Below are 23336 nucleotides of genomic sequence, written 5' to 3' on the forward strand. Positions count from 1 at the left end.
TCACCCACTCCCAGAGAGAGCCGCCGAGTGTCCATGTCACGCACAGCACGCCACCGCACCCGCCTCAGACTCGGTCTCACCGCCACCGCCCTCCTGACGGCCACCGCCCTCGTCCCCGCCCCCGCGCACGCCGAGGACACCGCCGACTACACGATCACCGTCGACCCGGACGCCGAGGGCGCGGAGATCGACGACACGATGTACGGCGTCTTCTTCGAGGACATCAACCGGGCCGCCGACGGCGGTCTGTACGCCGAACTCGTGCAGAACCGGTCCTTCGAGTACTCCACCGCCGACAACGGCTCCTACACCCCCCTGACCTCCTGGTCGGTGGGCGGCGCGGCCGAGGTGGTGAACGACTCCGGCAGACTCAACGAGCGCAACCGCAACTACCTCTCCCTGGGCGCCGGTTCGTCGGTCACGAACTCCGGCTACAACACCGGCGTCCGGGTCGAGGAGGGGGAGCGGTACGACTTCTCCGTGTGGGCCCGCGCCGAGACCGCCACCACCCTCACCGTCACGCTGAAGGACGCCGCCGGTGAGCTCGCGAAGGCCCGCAAGGTGGCCGTCGAGGGCGGCTGGGCCAAGTACGAGACCACCTTCAAGGCGTCCCGCACCAGCAACCGCGGCCGGCTCGCCGTCGCCACCACGGAGGCGGCGGCCCTCGACATGGTGTCGCTCTTCCCGCGCGACACCTACAAGAACCAGCCGAACGGCCTGCGCGAGGACCTCGCCGAGAAGATCGCCGCGCTGAAGCCCGGCTTCGTCCGCTTCCCCGGCGGCTGCCTGGTCAACACCGGCTCCATGGAGGACTACAGCGAGGCCTCCGGCTGGCAGCGCAAGCGCTCCTACCAGTGGAAGGACACCGTCGGCCCGGTCGAGGAACGCGCCACCAACGCCAACTTCTGGGGTTACAACCAGAGTTACGGCCTCGGCTACTACGAGTACTTCCGCTTCGCCGAGGACATCGGCGCCATGCCGCTGCCCGTCGTCCCCGCGCTGGTCACCGGCTGCGGCCAGAACAGGGCCACCGACGACGAGGCGCTGCTGAAGCGGCACATCCAGGACACCCTCGACCTGATCGAGTTCGCCAACGGCCCGGCCACCTCCACCTGGGGCAAGGTCCGCGCCGAGATGGGGCACCGCAAACCCTTCGGCCTCACCCACATCGCCGTCGGCAACGAGGAGAACCTGCCGCGCGAGTTCTTCGCCCGCTTCCAGCGCTTCCGCGCCGCCATCGAGGCGGAGCACCCGGACATCACAGTGATCTCCAACTCCGGCCCCGACGACTCCGGCACCACCTTCGACACCGCCTGGCAGCTCAACCGCGAGGGCGGCGTCGACATGGTCGACGAGCACTACTACAACAGCCCGCAGTGGTTCCTGCAGAACAACGACCGCTACGACTCCTACGACAGGAACGGCCCCAAGGTCTTCCTCGGCGAGTACGCCTCCCAGGGCAACGCCTGGAAGAACGGCCTCGCCGAAGCCGCCTTCATGACCGGCCTGGAACGCAACGCCGACATCGTCAAACTGGCCTCGTACGCGCCGCTGCTCGCCAACGAGGACTACGTCCAGTGGTCCCCGGACATGATCTGGTTCAACAACCACGCCTCCTGGGGCTCGGCCAACTACGAGGTCCAGAAACTGTTCATGACCAACACCGGCGACCGCGTCGTCCCGTCGGAGGCGAGCACCACCCCGGACGTCAGCGGCCCCCTCACCGGAGCCGTCGGCCTGTCGACGTGGGCGACGAGCGCGGCGTACGACGACGTGAGGGTGACCGCCGCCGACGGCACGACGCTGCTGACCGACGACTTCTCCGGTGACACCTCGAAGTGGACGCACCAAGGCGGCGGAAGCTGGAGCGTCCAGGACGGGCAGTACGTGCAGACCGACGAGGCCGCCGAGAACACCCTGGTCACGGCCGGGGACCCGGCCTGGCACGACTACGACCTCCATGTGAAGGCCACCAAGAAGGCCGGCAAGGAGGGCTTCCTCGTCGCCTTCGGCGTCAAGGACACCGGCAACTACTACTGGTGGAACCTCGGCGGCTGGAACAACACCCAGACCGCCGTCGAACAGGCCTCGGACGGCGGCAAGTCGACGCTGATCTCCAAGGCCGGCTCGATCGAGACGGGCCGCGCCTACGACATCGACGTCAAGGTGCGGGGCCGCCAGGTGACCCTCTCCCTCGACGGCCAGGAATGGGGCAGCTTCACCGACGACAAGCCGGCCGAGCCGTTCCGCCAGGTGGTCACCGAGGACGCCCGCACCGGCGACCTGATCGTCAAGGTCGTCAACGCCCAGCCGTCCGAGGCCCGCACCGCGATCGACCTCGGCGGCGCGAGGGTCTCCTCCAAGGCCCGCGTGACCACCCTGGCCGCCGACGCGGACGCGGTCAACACCGAGACGGACGCCCCGGTCACCCCGGTGACCTCCACCTTCCGGGGCGTCGACAGCAAGTTCACGTACACCTTCCCGGCGCACTCGGTGACGTTCCTGCGGATCAAGCAGCGGTGACCCACCGGCCCGCCGGGAGACCGGCGGGCTACGCTCCCGTACCCATGAGCGTCGTGAGGGTCTGGAAGGGGGTGCGGCGGGCCGACAGGTCCGTCGCACCCTTCGTCGTGGCGGGCGATGTCCTGGTGGGCGGCGTGCTCCTGTGGCTGGCGATCGGCGGGATCGGGAACCCCGCCACCCGCGAGGAGGAGACCGCCGCGCAGGACCTGGCGCTGCGGATCTTCGGCTGCTGGCTGCTGGGCGGGGCGGCGCTGTTCGCCGTGCTCGGCATGGCCCGCTCCCTGCTCGGACACCTCGCCGCCCTGCTCCTCACCCCCCTCGTGATCGCCGCCGTCCTGATGGCCCTGGCCTGATCCCCGCCGCCGGCGGCCGCCGCAGGATCGTTTCGGGACCGCATTGCATAAACGTGCATGGAAACGTATAGTCATGCCATCCAGGAGGAGGGTTTTCCATGGCGGTACGTGCGGCGGTGGCCGGAGCGAGCGGATACGCGGGCGGTGAGCTGCTGCGTCTGCTCCTCGCACACCCCGAGGTCGAGATCGGTGCCCTGACCGGCAACTCCAACGCCGGGCAGCGACTGGGCGCGCTCCAGCCGCACCTGCTGCCGCTGGCCGACCGCGTACTGGAGCCGACCACGCCCGAGGCGCTCGCCGGGCACGACGTCGTCTTCCTCGCGCTGCCGCACGGCCAGTCCGCCGCCGTCGCCGAACAGCTCGGTGACGAGGTGCTCGTGATCGACATGGGCGCCGACTTCCGGCTGAAGGACGCCGCCGACTGGGAGACGTTCTACGGCTCCCCGCACGCCGGCACCTGGCCCTACGGCCTGCCCGAACTTCCGGGCGCCCGCGCCGCGCTGGAGGGGTCCAAGCGCGTCGCGGTGCCCGGTTGCTACCCCACCGCCGTCTCCCTCGCCCTCTTCCCGGCGTACGCCGCCGGCCTCACCGAACCCGAGGCGGTGATCGTCGCCGCCTCCGGCACCTCCGGCGCCGGCAAGGCGCTCAAGCCGCACCTGCTGGGCTCCGAGGTCATGGGCTCCATGTCCCCGTACGGCGTGGGCGGCGGCCACCGGCACACCCCCGAGATGATCCAGAACCTCAGCGCCGCGGCGGGCGAGCGGGTCTCCGTCTCCTTCACGCCGACTCTCGCGCCGATGCCCCGCGGCATCCTCGCCACCTGCACCGCGAAGGCGAAACCCGGCGTCACCGCCGAGTCCGTGCGCGCCGCCTACGAGAAGGCCTTCGCCGACGAGCCCTTCGTCCGCCTGCTCCCCGAGGGGCAGTGGCCGGCGACCGCGTCCGTCCACGGTTCCAACGCCGTTCAGCTCCAGGTCGCGTACGACGCCGCCGCGGACAGGATCATCGCGATCAGCGCCATCGACAACCTGACCAAGGGCACCGCGGGCGGTGCCGTCCAGAGCATGAACCTCGCCCTGGGCCTCGACGAGGCCACCGGGCTGACGACGATCGGAGTTGCGCCGTGAGTGTGACGGCAGCGAAGGGATTCACGGCGGCGGGCATCGCCGCCGGGATCAAGGAGAACGGCAACCCCGACCTGGCCCTCGTGGTCAACAACGGCCCCCGACGCGCCGCCGCCGGCGTCTTCACCTCCAACCGCGTCAAGGCGGCACCCGTCCTCTGGTCCGAGCAGGTCCTCAAGAGCGGGCAGCTCACCGCCGTCGTCCTCAACTCCGGCGGCGCCAACGCCTGCACGGGACCGAAGGGCTTCCAGGACACCCACGCCACCGCCGAGAAGGCCGCCGAGGTGCTCGGCACCGGCGCGGGCGAGATCGCCGTCTGCTCGACGGGACTCATCGGCGTCCTGCTCCCCATGGACAAGCTGCTCCCCGGCGTCGAGACCGCCGCCGCCCGGCTCTCCGAGCACGGCGGCGAGAAGGCCGCCATCGCCATCAAGACCACCGACACCGTCCACAAGACCTCCGTCGTCACCTGGGGGTCCCCCCGGACGGAGTCTGGGGGAGGCTGGACCGTCGGCGGCATGGCCAAGGGCGCCGGCATGCTCGCCCCCGGCCTCGCCACCATGCTCGTCGTCCTCACCACCGACGCCGACGTCGACAGCGCCACCCTGGACAAGGCGCTCCGCGCCGCCACCAAGGTCACCTTCGACCGCGTCGACTCCGACGGCTGCATGTCCACCAACGACACCGTGCTGCTGCTCGCCTCCGGCGCCTCCGCGGTCACCCCGGAGTACGAGGAGTTCGCGGAGGCGGTACGGCAGGTCTGCGACGACCTCGGCCAGCAGCTCATCCGGGACGCGGAAGGCGCCAGCAAGGACATCAAGGTCGAGGTGATCAACGCCGCGACCGAGGACGACGCCGTCGAGGTGGGCCGCTCCATCGCCCGCAACAACCTCCTCAAGTGCGCGATCCACGGCGAGGACCCCAACTGGGGCCGCGTCCTCTCCGCCATCGGCACCACGAAGGCCGCCTTCGAGCCCGACGAACTCAACGTCGCCATCAACGGCGTCTGGGTGTGCAAGAACGGCGGCGTCGGCGAGGACCGCGACCAGGTCGACATGCGCTACCGCGAGGTCCACATCGTCGCCGACCTCGCCGCCGGCGACGCCGGCGCCACCATCTGGACCAACGACCTCACCGCCGACTACGTCCACGAGAACAGCGCGTACTCGTCATGACCAACGGACCCACGCGGAAGCACACCGCGCTGCCCAAGGCCCAGATCCTCATCGAGGCGCTGCCCTGGCTCACCCGCCACCACGGCAAGACCGTCGTCATCAAGTTCGGCGGCAACGCCATGGTCGACGAGGACCTCAAGGCCGCCTTCGCCCAGGACGTCGTCTTCCTGCGCCACGCCGGCCTCAAGCCCGTCGTCGTGCACGGCGGCGGCCCCCAGATCAGCCGCGCCCTCGACCGGCACGGCATCGTCAGCGAGTTCAAGGCCGGCCTGCGCGTCACCACCGAGGACGCCATGGACGTCGTACGGATGGTGCTCGCCGGGCAGGTCCAGCGCGAGCTGGTCGGGCTGCTCAACCGGCACGGACCGCTCGCCGTCGGCCTCACCGGCGAGGACGCGCACACCCTCACCGCCACCAAGCACCGGCCCGAGATCGACGGCGAACTCGTCGACATCGGCCGGGTCGGCGAGATCACCGAGATCGACACCGGCGCCATCGAGGCCCTGCTGGCCGACGGCCGCATCCCGGTCGTCTCGTCCATCGCCCGCTCCCAGGACGACCACCATGTCTACAACGTCAATGCTGATACGGCGGCTGCGGCACTCGCTGCTGCACTGGGCGCCGAGACCCTCATGGTCCTCACGGACGTCGAAGGACTCTACGAGGACTGGCCGAACAGCGACGAGGTGATCAGCCGCCTCACCGCCTCCCAGCTCGAGAAACTCCTGCCGGAGCTGTCCTCCGGCATGGTGCCGAAGATGGAGGGCTGCCTGCACGCCGTACGCAACGGCGTCACCACCGCCCGCGTCATCGACGGCCGGGTCCAGCACTCGATCCTGCTGGAGATCTTCACGGACGAGGGCATCGGCACGATGGTCGTGCCCGACGAACAGGGGGAGTCGTGACCAACGCAGAACTCACCGCACGGTGGCAGGGCGCGCTGATGAACAACTACGGCACGCCGCGCCTGCCCCTCGTACGAGGCAAGGGCCCGAAGGTCTGGGACGCCGAGGGCACGGAGTACCTCGACTTCGTCGGCGGCATCGCGACCAACGCCCTCGGCCACGCCCACCCGGCGATCGTCGAGGCCGTCAGCCGGCAGATCGGCTCCCTCGGCCACATCTCCAACTTCTTCATGGCCGAGCCGACCGTCGCCCTGGCCGAGCGGCTGCTCCGGCTCTTCGGCCGGGACGGCAGGGTCTTCTTCTGCAACTCCGGCGCCGAGGCCAACGAGGCCGCCTTCAAGATCGGCCGGCTCACCGGACGGACCCACGTCGTCGCCACCGAGGGCGCCTTCCACGGCCGCACGATGGGCGCCCTCGCGCTCACCGGGCAGCCCGGCAAGCGGGAGCCGTTCCAGCCGCTGCCCGCCGACGTCACCCACGTGCCCTTCGGTGACGCGCAGGCGCTGGCCGCCGCGGTCACCGAGGAGACGGCCCTGGTGATCATCGAACCCATCCAGGGCGAACTCGGCGTCGTCGTCCCGCCCGCCGGCTACCTGAAGGCGGCCCGCGCCATCACCGCCGCCACCGGCGCGCTGCTCGTCCTCGACGAGGTGCAGACCGGCATCGGCCGGACCGGACACTGGTTCGAGTACCAGGCCCACGAGGGCGTCCTGCCGGACGTCGTCACCCTCGCCAAGCAGCTCGGCGGCGGCCTGCCGCTCGGCGCCACCGTCGCCTTCGGCCGCGCCGCCGGCCTGCTCCGGCCCGGCCACCACGGCACGACCTTCGGCGGCAACCCGGTCGCCTGCGCCGCCGGACTCGCCGTCCTCGACACCATCGAGGACGAAGGGCTGCTGGAGAACGTCAAGCGGCAGGGCGAGAAACTCCGCGACGGGATCGAGGGATCCGGCCACGCCTTGATCGACCATGTCCGGGGCGCGGGCCTCCTCCTGGGTATCGTGCTCACCGAGCCGCTCGCGCCCCAGGTGCAACAGGCGGCTCAGGACGCCGGATTCCTCGTGAACGCGCCCGCCCCCGACGTCGTACGGCTGATGCCGCCGCTGAACCTCGGGGACGACGCGGTGGACGCCTTCCTCGGGGCACTGCCCGGCATCCTGGACCAGGCCGGTACGGCGGGCGGGGAAGGACGATCCGGAGAATGAGACGACGATGAGCCAGGAGCAGGACCAGGGCCAGCAGGCCGGGCCCGCCGTGCCGCAGACGCGCACCGCACGCCACCGCCGGATCGTGGACATCCTCAACCGGCAGCCGGTGCGGTCGCAGAGCCAGCTCGCGAAGCTGCTCGCGGACGACGGACTGAGCGTCACCCAGGCGACGCTGTCGCGGGACCTGGACGAGCTGAACGCGGTGAAGATCCGCAACACCGACGGCGACCTGATCTACGCGGTGCCGAGCGAAGGGGGTTTCCGCACCCCCCGGGCGCCGCTGGGGGGATCCGCGAAGGAGGAGCGGATGCGGAGGCTGTCGCAGGAGCTGCTGATCTCCGCGGAGGCCTCCGCGAACCTGGTGGTCCTGCGGACCCCGCCCGGTGCGGCCCAGTTCCTGGCCTCGGCCATCGACCAGGCGGAACTCCACGACATCCTCGGCACGATCGCCGGCGACGACACGCTGCTGCTGATCAGCCGGGAACCGACGGGAGGGCAGGCCCTGGCGGACCACTTGCTCCGCCTGGCCCAGAACGGCCACTGAGCGCTCCGCGGGTCACTCCGGTACGGCCCCGCAGGTCGTATGGGGCTGGTCGCGCAGTTCCCCGCGCCCCTGGGGACTGCGGTACTCCCCGTTGAGAAGGCCCCGCAGCCGCGGGCAGTCGTGCCTCCCCCAGTGCCTTAAAGGCCTGGGAGGTACCCCCAGGGCGGCACGGGTGGGCGATGGGGGTCCCCCCGCTCGAGCGAAGCCGAGAGTGGGGGAGGCACCCTGCTGGTGCGGGTGAGTGACACGCCGGTACCTCGCCCAACAGCGCCGCTCGCCCAACAGCGCCGCTCGCCCAACAGCGCCGCTCGCCCAGGAGCGCCGCTCGCCCAGGAGCGCCGCTCGCCCAGGAGCGCCGCTCGCCCAGGAGCGCCGCTCGCCCAGGAGCGCCGCTCACCCCAGCCAGCCCGCCAGCCCCCCGGTGCACCGCACCTCGTCGCCCGCCGTGATCAGCAGGGCCTCGACGTCCGGGAGGGACTCCAGCCACCGCAGTCCCTCCCGCGACCCCATCGCGAACGCCGCCGTGGCCCAGCAGTCCGCCCACGTCAGGCGAGGGGCCACGACCGTCACCGCGACCAGGTCGGTCACCGCGGAGCGGCCCGTGCGCGGGTCGACGATGTGATCGCCCCGCTCGGCCGTGCCGGACGTCGCCACAGCAAGCTCCGAGGCACCCGCCGCGGAGACGACCGCGGCGAGACCGCCCGGACGCAACGGGTCCGACACCCCCACCCGCCACGGCCGCCCCGCCCCCGGCCCACCCAGCAACTGGACGTCCCCGCCCCCGTTGACGCTCACCCCCGTCACCCCCGCGGCGGCGAGCCGCCGCGCCGCCCGTTCCGTGGCCCAGCCCTTCACCACGCCCGTCGGATCGAGCCGCCCCCGGTAACGCGGACTGAACCAGCCCTCGCTCACCCGCTCCGCCTCCGCCGCCAGCTCCAGCACCTCGGCGACCTCGGCATCGCACTCCCCGACGCTCAGCTCACCCCGCGCCAGCCGGGAGATCTGGCTGTCGTCGCGGTACGTGCTGAACACCTCGTCGACCCGGTGCAGTCCCGCGACCGCCTCCTGAAGCGCCGCGCGCACCGCGGCGGGATCCCCGCCGCGGACGTCGAGGGAGAAGACGGTCCCCATCGTCTCCTCCACGTGACGCACCGCGGCGGGAGCCTCGGCGGGTTCGGCCACCGTGTCAGTCACCGGCCTTGTCCAGCGCCGACTGGAGCGACTGTTTGTACCCCGCGCTCGTGTACGTGGCCCCCGACACCGCGTCGATCCCCGCGTCCCCGGCCGCCACCGCCGCCTGGTTGAGCTTCGGCACCGCGGCGGAGTTGACCTGGTCGCTCTGCCCGCCCTTGGGCGTCTGCACCGCCTCCGCCTTGGTGATCTTCCCGCCGCTGACGGTGATCCGCACCTGAACCGGCCCGTACTGCGTCTGCGCCACGTCCCCGGTGACGGTCCGCGCCTGCGCGCTCCCGGCACCGTCCGATCCGGAAGCCCCCGGGGACCCGGCCGCCCGCGCCTTGTCCAGCGCCGACTGCAGCGACTTCTTGTACCCGCCGCTGGTGTACGTGGCCCCCGACACCACGTCGATGTCCGCGCTCTGCGCCGTCACGGTCGCCCGGTTCAGCCGGGGCACGGAGTTGGACGTGACCTGGTCGCTCTGCCCGCCCTTGGGCGCCTGTACCGCCTCCGCCTTGATGATCTTCCCGCCGCTCACCGTCAGCCGGACCTGCACCGCCCCGTACTGGGTCTGCGCCGCGTCACCGGTGACGGTGCCGTCCCCGATGGGCTGGGCGGCGCCGCCCTGCGGCGACTGGGCCGCCGCGGGCGGGACCGCGCCGCCGGCCGCGGCGGCCGAGCCGGGGTCGGACGCCGGCTTCAGCGACAGCAGCAGCACGATGCCGGACACGGTGGCGGCGGTCGCGAGCACGGCACGCCGGACGGGGTGACTCTTCTTCACCTGGAACCTCCGAGGAAGCCCTGGGCTTCAGCCCGGGGGTGATACGGACGCCGGGGGAGCAGGTCGAGGCGTGTGATTTCGCCCAGAAGGCGACAGACCGTCCTCAAGTCCGGGTACGATGACTGTCGTGCGGTGCGAGAACCAAGCACACGCAACTCCTTTGTCTTGACGGGCAACCGGGCAGGTTCCGTCCCGGCTGGTGCTGAGAGCGTCAGACTCTTTCGTTCGCTGAGCGAATGAGCTGCTCGAGCCAGGAATCCCCTGCTCTGACGGGGTGGGGGAGGGTTCAAATCTCGAACGACTCGTGATGGATGCGCCGGGCGGGGACTCCCGCCTCGCGCAGCGCTTCGTACACCGACTGCGCGAATCCGGGCGGACCGCACATGAACACGTCGTGGCGGTCGACGTCCGGGATCTTCCGGCGCAGGCTCTCCGCCGAGATGTCGGGGCGTTCACCGTCGGGGCTGTTCACCGCGTACATCAGCCGGGCGCCCCGCTCGTCGGCGATCTTCGCCAGCTCGCCCCACAACGCCAGGTCCTGGGTGCTGTTGGCCCGGTACAGCAGGGTGATGTCGCCGGAGGCGCCGGGCAGCGTCTCGAACAGTGCCCGCATCGGGGTGATGCCCACCCCGCCCGCCACCAGCAGTACCTTGCCGCGGCTGCGGCGCTGCGCGGTCAGCGCCCCGTAGGGGCCCTCCGCCCACACCTTCGTGCCGGGCTCCAGCTCGCGCAGCCGTGAGGTGTGGTCGCCGATCGCCTTGACCGTGATCCGCAGCATGTCCGGGCGGGGCGCCGCCGACAGCGAGTACGGGTGGGAACTGAAGCGCATCCCGGGCGCCAGGAACCGCCAGCGGAAGAACTGCCCGGCCTCCGCGCCCATCCGGTGCAGCCGGCGCCCGCCGATCAGCACGGACACGATGCCCGGTGTCTCCTCGATGACCGCTTCGACCCGCATCCGGTGCCGCAGGTTCAGCCGTACCGGGGTGATGATCCGGTACCACAGGACCAGCGCGGTCACGGCGCCGTAGAGCCCGTACCAGAAGGTCTTCGCGGTCGGTTCGACGGCGAACTCGTTGCCGGTGGTGATCTGGTGCCAGAACGTCAGGAAGACCGCCGCGTACGTCAGCAGGTGCACGTGGTACCAGCCGTCGTACGGCAGCCGGCGCCGGACCGGGCCGATGGAGAGGAAGGCGATCACGAACAGCAGACCGGTGCCGATGGCGGCCTTGCCCATGTCCGGCAGCGTGTTGATGGAGGTGATGGTCTGCTGCACGATGTCGGCGAGGCTCCTGCCCGCCTGCCGGGCGTAGCCCCACATGATCAGGAAGACGTGCGCGATGACCAGGCTGACGGTGTAGCGGCCGCTCATCGCGTGCCAGCGGGCGACCCGGTCCGAGCCCACCCGGCGTTCCAGCGCGGGTACGCGCGCCATCTGGAGTACCACCAGGGCCATCAGATAGCCGGCCAGCAGGCCGGTGATCCGGCCCGCGGCGATGATCTTCCCGGTGGTGTCCGCGATGGACGGTGTGCTGGTCCACCACAACCACAGCACGGCCACCGCGCCCGCACCGACGGCGAGCAGCAGGGGAACGGCGGGGGAGCGGCGCGGGCGGATGCGGCGCATCGTCTGGCGGCGGGCGGCACGGCCGCCGGCGAGCGTGGTGGTCACGGTTCCTCCGTGGGGACTTGACCCTTGGCCCACACATACGTGCCGTCACGCGGGAGTGTTCAGAGGAGATGCGCGGCTCAGCGGCGAGGCGGAGTACGACGGCGGGGGCGGCACCTGGGCACACGGCTCAGGCAGGGGAGGGGGGCAGCGGCAACGGCAGCCCGGGGAGTCCGTCCAGGCTGGTCGCGACGTGCTCCTTCTTGGTGAAGTACGCGTCGAGCGAGGCGTCGTCCTCCCGCGCGAACCGCTTCTCGTGCAGGTCCCGTTCGCTCTCGTACGCCATGAAGGGCACCGCGTATCCGCAGGTGTCCCGGATCAGTTCGGCCGTCACGACGACGACGGCGCGCAGGCCGTGGAGCGAGGGGTCGATGTCCGGGAAGTGGGTGAGCAGTTCCCCGAAGCGGGGGTCGTCCCGGAAGACGGGCTCGCCGCGGCCGTGCACGCGCACGATGTTCGGCGGCCCCTGGAACGCGCACCACATCAGGGTGATCCGGCCGTTCTCCCGCAGGTGGGCGATGGTCTCGGCGTTGGAGCCGGCGAAGTCGAGGTAGGCGACGGTGAGTTCGTCGAGGACCGCGAAGGACCCCTTGAGCCCCTTGGGGGAGAGATTGACCGTGCCGTCGGCGGACAGGGGGGCGGTGGCGGTGAAGAAGACCGGCTGTTCCTCGATGAAGGTGCGGAGGCGGCCGTCTATGCGCTCATAGGTCTTTCCCATGTCCACCGATTATGGGACCAGGTCTTTCGTTTGTCTAAGCAATAGGTGATCGGCCGGGGAAATACCGTGGCCGCCCCGGCCGGCGCATGTACGGGGCGGCCACAGCGCCTGTCACCTCACTTGGTGAGCGTGCAGGCGGCCAGGGAGTCGAGTCCGGCGGGGCGTTCGGCGGTGCGGCCGATGGCGGTGGCGATGCGGTTGATGGCGGCGACGCGCTTGTCCTCGAGGGGGCCGAGGATGGCGTTGGCCGGCGGTGTCGTCGCTTCCTCGCCGGCGCCCGCCTCGTCCTGCCCGGCCGCGCCCTGTGCGTCGAGCGAGCACGGGGCGAGCGCGTCGAGTCCGGCGGGGCGTTCGGCGGTGCGGCCGATGGCGGTGGCGATGCGGTTGATGGCGGCGACGCGCTTGTCCTCGAGGGGGCCGAGGATGGCGTTGCGATCTGTTTGTCGAGGTCGCCGAGGTTGCGGTCGACCTCGGCCTGGGCGGTGGCGGGGATCGCGGGGGCGGAGCCGGCGATCACCGCGCCGGACAGTGCCAGCGCGGCGGCGCCGCCGATGAAGCCGACGCGGCGCTTGCTGTACTTCGGAAGGGCCCTGGACATGCGGATGCCTCACTCGGGTCGGGGTGTCACGGGTGTGTGTCGTGCTGTCTCGATCGGTCCGACGCGGCGCCTGCGTCCGGCGACAAGTACGCGAAAGCGGTTTCCGGCGTTCAACCCGGCCCCGGATTCGCGAGCAGATTGACGATTCATGCGGACTACTGCATACTCATGCATGTCAGCGAATGCACTGTAAGGAGAAACCCGTGACCGAGCGCGTCGTACTCGCCTACTCGGGCGGTCTGGACACCTCCGTCGCCATCGGCTGGATCGCCGAGGAGACGGGCGCCGAGGTCATCGCCGTTGCGGTCGACGTCGGCCAGGGCGGCGAGGACCTGGACGTCATCCGCAAGCGCGCGCTCGCCTGCGGTGCCGTCGAGGCCGAGGTCGCGGACGCCAAGGACGAGTTCGCCGAGGAGTACTGCCTCCCGGCGATCAAGGCCAACGCCCTCTACATGGACCGCTACCCGCTGGTCTCCGCGCTGTCCCGGCCGACGATCGTCAAGCACCTCGTCGCCGCCGCGCAGAAGCACGGGGCCACCACCGTCGCCCACGGCTGCACCGGCAAGGGCAACGACCAGGTCCGCTTCGAGGCCGGCATCGTCGCCCTCGCCCCTGACCTGAAGTGCATCGCCCCGGTCCGCGACTACGCCATGACCCGCGACAAGGCCATCGCCTTCTGCGAGGCCAAGGGCCTGCCGATCGCGACCACCAAGAAGTCCCCGTACTCCATCGACCAGAACGTCTTCGGCCGCGCCGTCGAGACCGGCTTCCTCGAGGACATCTGGAACGCGCCGATCGAGGACGTGTACGAGTACACGCAGAACCCCGCCGTGGCGCGTGAGCCCGACGAGGTCGTCATCACCTTCAAGGAGGGCGTGCCGGTCGCCATCGACGGCAAGCCGGTCACCGTCCTCCAGGCGATCCAGCAGCTCAACGAGCGCGCCGGCGCCCAGGGCATCGGCCGGATCGACATGGTCGAGGACCGCCTCGTCGGCATCAAGTCCCGCGAGGTCTACGAGGCCCCCGGCGCGATCGCCCTGATCACCGCCCACCAGGAGCTGGAGAACGTCACCGTCGAGCGCGAGCTCGCCCGCTACAAGCGGCAGGTCGAGCAGCGCTGGGGCGAACTGGTCTACGACGGCCAGTGGTTCTCCCCGCTCAAGCGCGCCCTGGACGGCTTCATCGCCGAGGCCAACCAGCACGTCAACGGCGACATCCGGATGACCCTGCACGGCGGCCGCGCCGTCGTCACCGGCCGGCGCTCGGAGTCGTCGCTGTACGACTTCAACCTGGCCACGTACGACACGGGCGACACGTTCGACCAGGCGGCGGCGAAGGGCTTCATCGACATCTACAGTCTGTCGGCGAAGATCGCCGCGAAGCGGGATCTGGCCTGACCGGTCCGGTTGCTGGGGGAGGGGGACTGCGGGTCCGTCGTGGTTGACCGCGCAGTCCCCCGCGCCCCTTCCGGGGCGCGTTTGTACATCACTTTCTTCGAGGAGTGCAGGTAGTGAGCAGCAACAGCGGTGACGTACGGCTCTGGGGCGGCCGTTTCGCCGACGGTCCCGCCGAGGCCCTGGCGAAGCTGTCCGCGTCCGTCCACTTCGACTGGCGGCTCGCGCCCTACGACATCGCCGGCTCGCGCGCCCACGCCCGCGTGCTGCACGCGGCGGGCCTGCTCACCGAGGACGAGCTGACCCGGATGATCGCCGGGCTCGACCGGCTCGAAGCGGACGTCGCCGACGGCTCCTTCACCGGCACCATCGCCGACGAGGACGTCCACACCGCCCTCGAGCGCGGCCTGCTGGAGCGCCTCGGCCCCGACCTCGGCGGCAAGCTGCGTGCCGGCCGGTCCCGCAACGACCAGGTGGCCACCCTCTTCCGCATGTACCTGCGGGACCACGCCCGCGTCATCGGCGGTCTGATCGCCGACCTCCAGGACGCGCTCGTCGGCCTCGCCGAGGCCCACCCGGACGTGGCCATGCCCGGCCGCACCCACCTCCAGCACGCCCAGCCGGTGCTCTTCGCCCACCACGTCCTCGCCCACGTCCAGGCACTGTCCCGGGACGCCGAGCGGCTGCGCCAGTGGGACGAGCGCACGGCGGTGTCGCCGTACGGGTCCGGAGCGCTCGCGGGCAGCAGCCTCGGCCTGGACCCGGAGGCGGTCGCCGAGGACCTCGGCTTCGAGCACGGCAGCGCCGCCAACTCCATCGACGGCACGGCCTCCCGCGACTTCGTCGCCGAGTTCGCCTTCATCACCGCGATGATCGGCGTGAACGTCTCCCGGGTCGCCGAGGAGATCATCATCTGGAACACGAAGGAGTTCTCCTTCGTGACCCTGCACGACGCGTTCTCCACCGGCTCGTCGATCATGCCGCAGAAGAAGAACCCGGACATCGCCGAGCTGGCGCGCGGCAAGTCCGGCCGCCTCATCGGCAACCTGACCGGCCTGATGGCGACCCTCAAGGCGCTGCCTCTCGCGTACAACCGCGACCTCCAGGAGGACAAGGAGCCGGTCTTCGACTCCATCGACCAGCTGGAGGTCCTGCTCCCCGCCTTCACCGGCATGATGGCCACCCTCACCGTGCACCGCGAGCGCATGGAGGAACTGGCCCCGGCCGGCTTCTCCCTCGCCACCGACATCGCCGAGTGGCTGGTCAAGCAGGGCGTGCCGTTCCGCGTCGCGCACGAGGTGGCCGGCGAGTGCGTCAAGGTCGCCGAGTCCGAGGGCAAGGAACTGGACGAACTGACCGACGAACAGTTCGCCAAGATCTCCGCCCACCTCACCCCGGAGGTCCGCTCGGTCCTCAACGTCCCCGGCGCCCTCGCCTCCCGCGACGGCCGGGGCGGCACGGCCCCGAGCGCGGTCGCGGTCCAGCTGGCCGAGGTGAAGCGGGACGTGGCCGGCCAGCATGCCTGGGCAACGGCGAAGAAGCGGTAGGGCGACATCCCTCAGGGGCGCGGGGCCGTACCGATGTGCGGCTTTGCCGCGCGGGCGCGAAGAACCCCGGCGCACCCGCGAAACAGCCGCAGCACCCCAGCTCTTGGGCGAAGCCGAGGTCATCGCGGGTTACGTTGGTCGGAACGCCGAACCGGACCCGACCGACGGAGCCCGCGATGCCCTTCGCCCGACTGGCGACAGCGACAACCCCCACCTGCCACATCGGCCTCGGCCTCGCCGCCGTCGGCCGCCCCGGCTACATCAACCTCGGCCGCGACGCCGACCTCGGAGAGGACCGCGGCGTCGAGACGCTGCGCACCCGTACGCACGAACTCCTCGACGCCGCCTACGCCCAGGGCGTCCGCTACTTCGACGCCGCCCGCTCCTACGGCCGTTCCGAGGAGTTCCTCGCCGACTGGCTGAGGAAGAGGACCGACGCCGACGACGTCGTCATCGGCAGCAAATGGGGCTACACCTACACCGCCGACTGGACCACCGACGCCGAGCGGCACGAGGTCAAGGACCACTCCCTCGCGGCGTACGAGCGTCAGCGCGCCGAGACCGAGGCACTGCTCGGCGACCGGCTCGACCTCTACCAGATCCACTCGGTGACCCCCGAGAGCCCCGCCCTCACCGACAAGGAGCTGCACGCCCGGCTCGCGGAGGCGGCGGGCCGGGGCCTCACCGTCGGCTTCTCCACCAGCGGCCCGGCCCAGGCCGACGCCATCCGCGCCGCCCTCGCCGTCACGGTCGACGGCGAGCCCCTCTTCCGTACCGTCCAGTCGACGTACAACGTCCTGGAGACCTCCGCCGGGCCCGCGCTCGCCGAGGCCCGTGACGCCGGGCTCACCGTGATCGTCAAGGAGGGCATGGCCAACGGCCGGCTCGCCGCCGCGCACGCCCCGGAGGCGCTGCGGGCCGTCGCCGAGGAGACCGGGCTCGGCTGTGACGCCGTCGCCCTCGCGATGGTCCTGCGGCAGCCGTGGGCCGGTGTGGTCCTCTCCGGCGCGGCCACCACCGCCCAGCTCACCTCCAACCTGCACGCCGCCGCCGTCGACCTCACCGACGACCAGCTCTCCCGCCTGACCGCCCTGGCCGAGGAGCCCCGGGCCTATTGGGAGCGGCGCGGAGAGCTGCCCTGGCACTGACCGCCCGGCCGTTCCTCGCACGACAGCCGTGAGACCCGTACGCCCTGAATGAGACATTCGTGTCTCGCATGGAGTACAGTTGTCTCATGGCTGTCGATCGTGACCACGTGCTGCGCAGTGCCGCCGCCCTGCTGACCCGTAGATCCACCGCGACCATGGACGAGGTCGCCAAGGCCGCCGGGATCAGCCGCGCCACCCTGCACCGGCAGTTCGCCGGGCGGGACGCGCTGGTCCGGGCGCTGGAGGCGCTCGGGATCGCCGAGTGCGAGGCCGCCCTGGCCGCCGCCCGGCCCGACGAGGGGCCGGCCGCCGACGCCGTGCGCCGCGTGGTCGCCGCGATCGAACCGCACGCCCCCCTGCTCGCCTTCCTCTACACCGAGAACCAGCTGTTCGAGGGCGAGGAGCAGAACGAGGGCTGGGCCGCGATCGACGAGCGCATCGCCGCGCTGTTCCGGCGCGGCCAGGCGAGCGGCGAGTTCCGCATCGACCTCACCCCGGCCTGGCTCACCGAGGCGCTCTACGGCCTGCTCGCCTCCGCCGCCTGGGCGGTGGCCGAGGGCCGGGTCGCCCCCAAGGACTTCACCCACATGATCGTCGAGCTGCTGCTCGGCGGCGTACGACGCCCGGAGGAACCGGCGCCGGGGAAGGAATCATGACCAGCGCCATACGGCCGCGGACCACGACCGAGGAGACGCGCCGCCCCGGCCGCTGGCTCGCCCTGTCGGTCCTCGTGCTCGCCGTCCTGCTGGTGGCCGTCGACGCGACCGTCCTCGGCCTCGCCACCCCGTACATCAGCGAGGACCTCGCACCCACCGGCTCCCAGCTGCTGTGGATCGGTGACGTCTACTCCTTCGTGCTCGCCGGACTGCTCGTGTCGATGGGCAGCCTCGGCGACCGCGTCGGCCGCAAGCGGATCCTGCTGTACGGCGCCGCCGCGTTCGGCGTGATCTCCGTGCTCAACGCCTACGCGCACACGCCCGAGGTGATGATCGCGGCGCGCGCCCTGCTCGGCGTCGCCGGGGCCACCCTGATGCCGGCCACCCTCGCCCTGATCCGCCACCTCTTCCACGACCCGCGTGAGCGCAGCCTCGCCATCGGCATCTGGGGCGCGACCGCCTCCGCCGGCACGGCGGTCGGACCGGTCCTCGGAGGGCTGCTGCTGGAGCACTTCTGGTGGGGCTCGGTCTTCCTGATCAACCTGCCGGTCATGGCGGTTCTGGTGGTCGTCGGCAGCAAGCTGCTGCCGGAGTCCCGCACCCCCGAACCCGGCCCGTGGGACCTGACCAGCGTGGCCCTGTCCCTGGCCGGCATGATCGGCGTGGTCTACGCGGTGAAGGAGACGGCGAGCCACGGCCCCGCCGCGCCCGCCCTCGCGGCGGGCCTGCTGGGCGCGACGGCCCTGTACCTGTTCGTCCGCCGCCAGCTCGCCCTCCCCAAGCCCCTCCTGGACATGCGGCTGTTCCGCGGCCGGGGATTCAGCGGGGCGGTGCTCGCCGACCTGCTCACCGTCCTCGGCCTGTCCGGCCTGGTGTTCTTCCTCTCCCAGTACCTGCAACTGGTCCAGGGGCGTCGCCCGTTCGAGGCGGGCCTCGCGGAACTGCCCGCCGCGGTCGGCGCGGTGGCGGCCGGTCTGATCGCCGGCCGGACCGCCCGCCGCTTCTCGGTGCGCTCGGTCGTCGCCGGCGGCCTGGCCGCCATCGGCCTGGCCCTGGCCGCGCTGACGGTGATCGACCAGTCCACCGGCTACCCCCTGCTCGGGACGGCACTGCTGGTGGTCGGCCTGGGCGCCGGCTTCTCCTTCACGGTGACCGCCGACGTGATCCTCTCGAGCGTCCCCAAGGAACAGGCGGGCGCCGCCTCCGCCGTCTCGGAGACGGCGTACGAACTCGGCGCGGCCCTGGGCATCGCCGTACTCGGGTCCATCGTGACCGGCGTCTACCGCGGCTTCACCGGCCCGGCGGGCACCCCGGCAAAGGCCCGCGAGTCCCTGGGCGGCGCGGTGGAAGCGGCGTCGCACCTGCCTGCCGGCACGGCCCGGCCGATGCTGGAAGCGGCCCGCCAGTCCTTCGTCGACGGCCTCGCCCTGGCAGCGGGCACAGGAGCGGCGGTCCTCCTGGCAGCGGCGGCAGCCGCGTGGTTCATGCTCCGGAACCAACGGCTCTGAAAGAGCCGGAACCTTGGAGTCACCGGCTGAACAGCCAACCCGAAGAGGCTCGGGGAACTGCGCGACCAGCCACGATCCATCCGCACCCGCAGTGCGACCGCAGCCCCCGCCCTGCGCTTATGCGGCCTTCGCCTTGCTGGCGTACATGTCCACGTACTCCTGCCCGGACAACCGCATGACCTCGGTCATCACCGAGTCGGTCACCGCCCGCAGCACGTACCGGTCACGCCCCATCCCGTCGTACCGGGAGAACTCCATCGCCTCACCGAAACGGACCGTCACCTTGCCCGGCCGGGGCAGACCCGCACCCCCCGGCTGCAGCTTGTCCGTGCCGATCATCGCGAACGGCACGACCGGCGCGCCGGTCATCAGGGTGAGCCGGGCGATGCCGGTACGGCCCCGGTAGAGGCGGCCGTCGGGGGAGCGGGTGCCCTCCGGGTAGATGCCGAAGATCCGGCCCTCCTCCAGCACCCGGCGCCCGGTCATCAGCGCCGCCACCCCGCCCCGCCCGCCGTCGCGGTCGACCGGGATCATGCCGACGCCGGTGAAGAACCACGCCATCAGCCGGCCCTTGAACCCCTTGCCGGTGACGTACTCGTCCTTGCCGATGAAGACGACCTGGCGGTCGCAGACGAGCGGCAGGATCATCGAGTCGATGAACGTCAGGTGGTTGCCGGCCAGGATCACAGGACCGTCGCCCGGGATGTTCTCCGCGCCCTCCACCTGTGGGCGGAACATCAGGCGCATGATCGGACCGAGCACTGCCTTGATGAGCGCGAAGCGGGACAACGGGCCCTCCGGTGGGGAACGGACGTCGGTTCATGCCGTACGAGTCTGTGCAGGTGAGGACATTACTCGCGGCCCGGGGGGTTGCGCACATCGAGATCGTGGGAGTTCACCGAGGTCTTACTCACTCTTGACCCGGGTTCACCTGCGGCGGCCCGCCCGCGGCCGGTGAGCGACACGGCCGTCACACTGTGACGCAACTCGCCCGGGCCGCACACCGCACGGGTGCCCCGCTCCGTCCCGTCCAACCGGACGAGCCGTCACATTACCACCGGAATACGACAGACGTACGTCATTCGCACGAGGGGCGTACGTCACGCGACATCACCCGTGTGTTCGGCCCGGGGTCTCCCGTGCGTCATCCGCACGCACCTACGATCGCCCCGCACCGGACGAGCCGACATCAGGAGGACCCTCATGGCAACGCGGGAGTCGAACGAACAGGCGGGCGGAACCGGACGGCGGGCCCTCCTCGGCGCGGCCGTGCTCGGCGCCTCCGGAACGGTCCTGGCCCTGGGCGGCACCGCGAGAGCCGCCGGCCACCGGCCCGGCGGCGGCCGGGGACTGAAGAGCCTGCCCGTCCCCACCATCGTGGGCCACCGCGGGGCCAGCGGCTACCGGCCCGAGCACACCCTCGGCGCCTACCAGCTCGCCCTCGACATGGGCGCGGACATCGTCGAGGCCGGCGACCTCGTCCCCACCAAGGACGGCCACCTCGTCTGCCGCCACGAACCAGAGATCGGCGGCACCACGGACGTCGCCGACCACCCCGAGTTCGCCGGCCGCCGGACCACCAAGACGCTGGACGGCGCCTCCGTCACCGGCTGGTTCACCGAGGACTTCACCCTCGCCGAGCTGAAGCGGCTCCGCGCGGTGGAGCGCATCCCCGCCAACCGCCCGCACAACACCCTCTACAACGGACGCTGGGAGATCCCCACCTTCGAGGAGGTGCTGCGCTGGCAGGACGAGCAGACCCGCAAGCGCGGCAAGCAGGTCTGGATCTACCCCGAGCTCAAGCACCCCACCTACTTCCGCAAGCTGGGACTGGACCTGGAGGAGCGAGTCGCCAAGCTGCTGCGCCGGCACGGCAAGGACGACAAGAACGCGCCGGTCATCCTCCAGTCCTTCGAGCCGACCAGTGTCGAGCGCCTGAACAAACTGGTCGACAACCCCCTCGTCGTCCTCCTCTCCGGCGCCACCACCCGCCCCTGGGACTTCGTCGAGACGGGGGACCCGCGCACCGTCGCCGACCTCGTCACCCGCAGGGGCCTGCGGGAGATCGCCGGCTACGCCCAGGGCATCGGCCCCACTCTCGACCTGGTCATCCCGCGCGACGCGGCCGGCCGGCTCACCGAGCCGACCACGCTGGTGCGGGACGCCCACCGCGCGGGCCTGATCCTGCACCCCTACACCCTGCGCAACGAGAACCCCTTCCTGCCCGCAGACTTCCGCGAGGGCACCGACCCCGACGCCTACGGCGACGTCTTCGGCGCCTACCGGGCGTACTTCGCCACCGGCATCGACGGCGTCTTCACCGACAACCCGGACACCGGACTGCTGGCCCGCGAGGACTTCGTCAACAACTGACCCGCTTCGCCCCGAAAGGGGGGATTTCGGCCGCTCCGGGCAACCCCGCCCGGAGCGGCCGAGTCGTTGCGCGTATGACACACGAGCCGGTCCCGGCGTACGAGCTGGTCGTCTCCCTGCGTCCGCTGCTCACCGCGGAGGCCGCCGCCGAGGCGCTCGGCTCCGGGACCGAACCGGGCGATCTGGAACAGGCGGTGTGGCTGCGCCTCCTGGAGCGTCTCGGCACCTGCGGTCCGCCGTCCGACCCTCCGGGCTGGCTGCGCCGGGCGGTCCGCGCGGAGGCCCGCCGCACCCGCCGCGGCGCCCGCCGGGAGACGGCGCTGACCGGCGACCCCGCCGACACCGGCCGCCACGGCCCCGAAGGTCTCGCACTCGCCGCCGCCCGCCGCCGTGCCCTGCGGGACGCCGTACGACGGCTGCCCGGCCGCTGCCCGGAACTGATGGAGGCGCTGCTGTCCCCGCATGACCCGACATACCGGGAGATCGCGGGGGAGTTGGGTATCTCACAGGGCAGTATCGGCCCGGAACGTTCCAGATGCCTGGGATGTCTGCGTCGTTTGCTCACACAGGAGGTTGCGGCGCGCTGAGGACGGGGATAGGAGTGAGGGACAACAGGTGATCAGGTGAGCGGGAGGCATGCGCACATGGGCATGAGCGTGACCATCTCTGCGGCGGCCGGGCAGGACGCGGAGCAAATCTTCAGGTTGCAGTACCTGTGCTTCCAGAGCGAGGCGGCGCTCTACGGCAACTACCGCATCGACCCGCTCGTCCAGACCCTCGACTCGGTCCGCGAGGAGGTCGCCGCCGACTGCGTCTTCGTCGCCCGCCTCGGCGACGAGATCGTCGGCTCGGTGCACGGCAGGATCACCGAGGACGGCGCCGCCGCGATCGGCAAGCTCTGTGTCCACCCCCGTCTCCAGGGACACGGCATCGGCGCGCGTCTCCTGCGGGCCGCGGAGTCCGCCCTCGCCGACGAGCGCGGCGCCAGGACCTTCCGCCTGCACGCCGGGCACCGCAGCGAGAGCAACCTGAGCCTGTACAGCAAGGTCGGCTACCAGCGGGTGGGCACCTCCCAAGGCGCCGACGGCGTACCGATGATCGTCCTGGAGAAGCAGGCGCAGGCCTACGCGACGACCGCCTGATCAGGACGCGGGCCGCTGCTCCGGCCGTGCCCTGCGCAGCCAGTACAGCGCGGTGAGGGGCAGCAGCACCGGGATGAAGAGATAGCCCATCCCGTAGTCCGACCACACGGTGGCGTCGGGGAACGCGGACGGCTCCACCAGCGTCCAGGTCCCCACGGTCAGTACGCCCACGAGCTCGGCGGCGCAGCACACCAGCGCCGCCCTGCGGGCCGTCTCCCCGCCGCGCACCAGGGTGTAGGTGATGAAGCCGTAGACCACGCCGGCCGCCGCCGACAGTGAGTAGGCGAGCGGCGCCCGGTCGAACTCGGTGGCGATCTGGTACGCGGAACGCGACACCGCGCCGACGACCATCACCCCGTAAAGCCACACCAGCAGCAGTCCCGGACCGCCGATCAGCCGCGTCCTGGCCGGCTTCTCCCGCGTCGCGGCCACCTCAGCCTCCCCAGATGTCATGGAGCCGCACCTCGAGCACGGCCAGCACGACACCGCTCGCGGCGACCGTCAGCGAACCCCAGCGGGAGCGCTCGCCGAGCGACATGAAGCCGGCCGCCGGGACGCACGCGAACGCGCCGAGCAGATACGCCACGAAGATCGTCGTGCCCTGCTCCGGCTTCTCGCCCCGGGCCAGTTGCACGATCCCGACGACCAGCTGCGCCAGCGTCAGCAGCGTGACCACGGCCATCCCGATGAAGTGCCAGTCCTTCGTCGGCTGGTCACGGTAGGCGGCCCACCCGCACCAGGCGCCGAGCAGCAACGCGGCGACACCGGTCACCACCGTCAGGACATCAAGCATGGCAGTG

At 71.3% G+C, this 23336-nt stretch carries 22 protein-coding genes and 1 pseudogene; 15 read left to right on the forward strand and 8 right to left on the reverse strand.

Translation table 11 applies throughout. The features are described 5' to 3' along the window. Positions 1 to 33: 33 nt before the first annotated feature. The 7 genes from IH50_RS0126810 (at position 34) to IH50_RS0126840 (ending at position 7829) form a co-directional block, all read left to right on the forward strand. Entirely contained in the window at positions 34 to 2523 is a 2490-nt protein-coding gene (locus IH50_RS0126810) for an alpha-L-arabinofuranosidase C-terminal domain-containing protein (RefSeq protein ID WP_030867509.1), read from the forward strand. Positions 2524 to 2567: 44 nt separating this feature from the next. Further along, positions 2568 to 2876, forward strand: a complete 309-nt coding sequence (locus tag IH50_RS0126815) for a hypothetical protein (protein ID WP_030867511.1) — start codon at positions 2568 to 2570, stop codon at positions 2874 to 2876. Positions 2877 to 2974: 98 nt separating this feature from the next. Beyond that, entirely contained in the window at positions 2975 to 4003 is a 1029-nt protein-coding gene (gene argC / locus IH50_RS0126820) for an N-acetyl-gamma-glutamyl-phosphate reductase (protein WP_030867513.1), read from the forward strand. Then, on the forward strand, positions 4000 to 5175 hold the full coding sequence (gene argJ, locus IH50_RS0126825) for a bifunctional glutamate N-acetyltransferase/amino-acid acetyltransferase ArgJ (RefSeq protein ID WP_030867515.1): 1176 nt from the start codon (positions 4000 to 4002) through the stop codon (positions 5173 to 5175). Before argC ends, argJ begins: the two co-directional genes overlap by 4 nt. After that, positions 5172 to 6080 (forward strand): acetylglutamate kinase, encoded by a 909-nt coding sequence (gene argB, locus IH50_RS0126830; RefSeq protein WP_030867517.1) that lies wholly within the window; start codon positions 5172 to 5174, stop codon positions 6078 to 6080. The genes argJ and argB overlap by 4 nt, the downstream gene beginning before the upstream one ends. Continuing rightward, positions 6077 to 7282 (forward strand): acetylornithine transaminase, encoded by a 1206-nt coding sequence (locus IH50_RS0126835; RefSeq protein ID WP_030867519.1) that lies wholly within the window; start codon positions 6077 to 6079, stop codon positions 7280 to 7282. Before argB ends, IH50_RS0126835 begins: the two co-directional genes overlap by 4 nt. A gap of 7 nt (positions 7283 to 7289) precedes the next feature. Beyond that, positions 7290 to 7829, forward strand: a complete 540-nt coding sequence (locus IH50_RS0126840; RefSeq protein WP_030867522.1) for an arginine repressor — start codon at positions 7290 to 7292, stop codon at positions 7827 to 7829. 393 nt (positions 7830 to 8222) lie between these two features. On the opposite strand, the gene IH50_RS0126845 is transcribed toward IH50_RS0126840, so the two are convergent. The 5 genes and pseudogenes from IH50_RS0126845 to IH50_RS40110 form a co-directional block, all read right to left on the reverse strand. Continuing rightward, a complete protein-coding gene (locus tag IH50_RS0126845; protein WP_051767466.1) occupies positions 8223 to 8960 on the reverse strand; it encodes an FAD:protein FMN transferase in 738 nt (245 codons plus the stop codon). A gap of 55 nt (positions 8961 to 9015) precedes the next feature. Beyond that, positions 9016 to 9786 (reverse strand): FMN-binding protein, encoded by a 771-nt coding sequence (locus IH50_RS0126850; RefSeq protein WP_030867530.1) that lies wholly within the window; start codon positions 9784 to 9786, stop codon positions 9016 to 9018. A 286-nt stretch (positions 9787 to 10072) separates the two neighbouring features. Continuing rightward, entirely contained in the window at positions 10073 to 11455 is a 1383-nt protein-coding gene (locus IH50_RS0126855; protein WP_030867533.1) for a ferric reductase-like transmembrane domain-containing protein, read from the reverse strand. A 127-nt stretch (positions 11456 to 11582) separates the two neighbouring features. Beyond that, positions 11583 to 12170 carry a pyridoxamine 5'-phosphate oxidase family protein gene (locus IH50_RS0126860; RefSeq protein ID WP_030867536.1) on the reverse strand — a complete coding sequence of 196 codons (588 nt, stop codon included), beginning with the start codon at positions 12168 to 12170 and terminating at the stop codon, positions 11583 to 11585. 116 nt (positions 12171 to 12286) lie between these two features. Then, positions 12287 to 12768, reverse strand: a pseudogene (locus IH50_RS40110) (hypothetical protein). A gap of 203 nt (positions 12769 to 12971) precedes the next feature. On the opposite strand from IH50_RS40110, the gene IH50_RS0126870 reads away from it, so the two are divergent. The 5 genes from IH50_RS0126870 to IH50_RS0126890 all read left to right on the forward strand — a co-directional run bounded on the left by IH50_RS0126870 (position 12972) and on the right by IH50_RS0126890 (position 19021). Beyond that, the gene (locus IH50_RS0126870; RefSeq protein WP_199822137.1) at positions 12972 to 14165 is read left to right on the forward strand and encodes an argininosuccinate synthase; all 1194 of its coding nucleotides are present in this window, start codon (positions 12972 to 12974) and stop codon (positions 14163 to 14165) included. Between the two features lie 113 nt (positions 14166 to 14278). After that, positions 14279 to 15709, forward strand: a complete 1431-nt coding sequence (gene argH / locus IH50_RS0126875; protein ID WP_030867543.1) for an argininosuccinate lyase — start codon at positions 14279 to 14281, stop codon at positions 15707 to 15709. Positions 15710 to 15885: 176 nt separating this feature from the next. Next, the gene (locus IH50_RS0126880) at positions 15886 to 16857 is read left to right on the forward strand and encodes an aldo/keto reductase (protein WP_030867545.1); all 972 of its coding nucleotides are present in this window, start codon (positions 15886 to 15888) and stop codon (positions 16855 to 16857) included. Positions 16858 to 16943: 86 nt separating this feature from the next. Further along, positions 16944 to 17513: a TetR/AcrR family transcriptional regulator gene (locus tag IH50_RS0126885; RefSeq protein ID WP_030867548.1), complete on the forward strand. Its 570-nt coding sequence runs from the start codon at positions 16944 to 16946 to the stop codon at positions 17511 to 17513. Then, positions 17510 to 19021, forward strand: coding sequence for an MFS transporter (locus tag IH50_RS0126890; RefSeq protein WP_030867549.1), 1512 nt, complete (start codon positions 17510 to 17512; stop codon positions 19019 to 19021). Before IH50_RS0126885 ends, IH50_RS0126890 begins: the two co-directional genes overlap by 4 nt. Positions 19022 to 19138: 117 nt before the next feature. On the opposite strand, the gene IH50_RS0126895 is transcribed toward IH50_RS0126890, so the two are convergent. Then, positions 19139 to 19810 (reverse strand): lysophospholipid acyltransferase family protein, encoded by a 672-nt coding sequence (locus IH50_RS0126895; protein ID WP_030867552.1) that lies wholly within the window; start codon positions 19808 to 19810, stop codon positions 19139 to 19141. 414 nt (positions 19811 to 20224) lie between these two features. Between IH50_RS0126895 and IH50_RS0126900 the strand changes: the two genes are divergently transcribed. The 3 genes from IH50_RS0126900 (at position 20225) to IH50_RS0126910 (ending at position 22536) form a co-directional block, all read left to right on the forward strand. Beyond that, the gene (locus IH50_RS0126900) at positions 20225 to 21394 is read left to right on the forward strand and encodes a glycerophosphodiester phosphodiesterase (RefSeq protein WP_030867554.1); all 1170 of its coding nucleotides are present in this window, start codon (positions 20225 to 20227) and stop codon (positions 21392 to 21394) included. Positions 21395 to 21468: 74 nt separating this feature from the next. Beyond that, positions 21469 to 21981, forward strand: a complete 513-nt coding sequence (locus tag IH50_RS0126905) for a sigma-70 family RNA polymerase sigma factor (RefSeq protein ID WP_030867556.1) — start codon at positions 21469 to 21471, stop codon at positions 21979 to 21981. A 57-nt stretch (positions 21982 to 22038) separates the two neighbouring features. After that, entirely contained in the window at positions 22039 to 22536 is a 498-nt protein-coding gene (locus IH50_RS0126910) for a GNAT family N-acetyltransferase (RefSeq protein ID WP_030867559.1), read from the forward strand. Here IH50_RS0126910 and IH50_RS0126915 read toward each other — a convergent pair whose 3' ends face one another. Together IH50_RS0126915 and IH50_RS0126920 are read right to left on the reverse strand one after the other, a co-directional pair. Then, on the reverse strand, positions 22537 to 22968 hold the full coding sequence (locus IH50_RS0126915; RefSeq protein ID WP_030867562.1) for a hypothetical protein: 432 nt from the start codon (positions 22966 to 22968) through the stop codon (positions 22537 to 22539). A gap of 1 nt (position 22969) precedes the next feature. Then, positions 22970 to 23329, reverse strand: a complete 360-nt coding sequence (locus tag IH50_RS0126920; RefSeq protein WP_030867564.1) for a hypothetical protein — start codon at positions 23327 to 23329, stop codon at positions 22970 to 22972. Positions 23330 to 23336: the final 7 nt, after the last annotated feature.

The organism is Streptomyces sp. NRRL S-37 (assembly GCF_000721605.1).
GTDB lineage: Bacteria > Actinomycetota > Actinomycetes > Streptomycetales > Streptomycetaceae > Streptomyces.

Bases quoted from the DNA above. Each gene is read 5' to 3' on its own strand.
- IH50_RS0126810 (WP_030867509.1), top strand. From the start codon at position 34: ATGTCACGCACAGCACGCCACCGCACCCGCCTCAGACTCGGTCTCACC.
- IH50_RS0126815 (WP_030867511.1), top strand. From the start codon at position 2,568: ATGAGCGTCGTGAGGGTCTGGAAGGGGGTGCGGCGGGCCGACAGGTCC.
- argC (WP_030867513.1), top strand. From the start codon at position 2,975: ATGGCGGTACGTGCGGCGGTGGCCGGAGCGAGCGGATACGCGGGCGGT.
- argB (WP_030867517.1), top strand. From the start codon at position 5,172: ATGACCAACGGACCCACGCGGAAGCACACCGCGCTGCCCAAGGCCCAG.
- IH50_RS0126840 (WP_030867522.1), top strand. From the start codon at position 7,290: ATGAGCCAGGAGCAGGACCAGGGCCAGCAGGCCGGGCCCGCCGTGCCG.
- IH50_RS0126845 (WP_051767466.1), bottom strand. From the start codon at position 8,960: ATGGGGACCGTCTTCTCCCTCGACGTCCGCGGCGGGGATCCCGCCGCG.
- IH50_RS0126860 (WP_030867536.1), bottom strand. From the start codon at position 12,170: ATGGGAAAGACCTATGAGCGCATAGACGGCCGCCTCCGCACCTTCATC.
- IH50_RS0126880 (WP_030867545.1), top strand. From the start codon at position 15,886: ATGCCCTTCGCCCGACTGGCGACAGCGACAACCCCCACCTGCCACATC.
- IH50_RS0126885 (WP_030867548.1), top strand. From the start codon at position 16,944: ATGGCTGTCGATCGTGACCACGTGCTGCGCAGTGCCGCCGCCCTGCTG.
- IH50_RS0126890 (WP_030867549.1), top strand. From the start codon at position 17,510: ATGACCAGCGCCATACGGCCGCGGACCACGACCGAGGAGACGCGCCGC.
- IH50_RS0126900 (WP_030867554.1), top strand. From the start codon at position 20,225: ATGGCAACGCGGGAGTCGAACGAACAGGCGGGCGGAACCGGACGGCGG.
- IH50_RS0126905 (WP_030867556.1), top strand. From the start codon at position 21,469: ATGACACACGAGCCGGTCCCGGCGTACGAGCTGGTCGTCTCCCTGCGT.
- IH50_RS0126910 (WP_030867559.1), top strand. From the start codon at position 22,039: ATGGGCATGAGCGTGACCATCTCTGCGGCGGCCGGGCAGGACGCGGAG.
- IH50_RS0126920 (WP_030867564.1), bottom strand. From the start codon at position 23,329: ATGCTTGATGTCCTGACGGTGGTGACCGGTGTCGCCGCGTTGCTGCTC.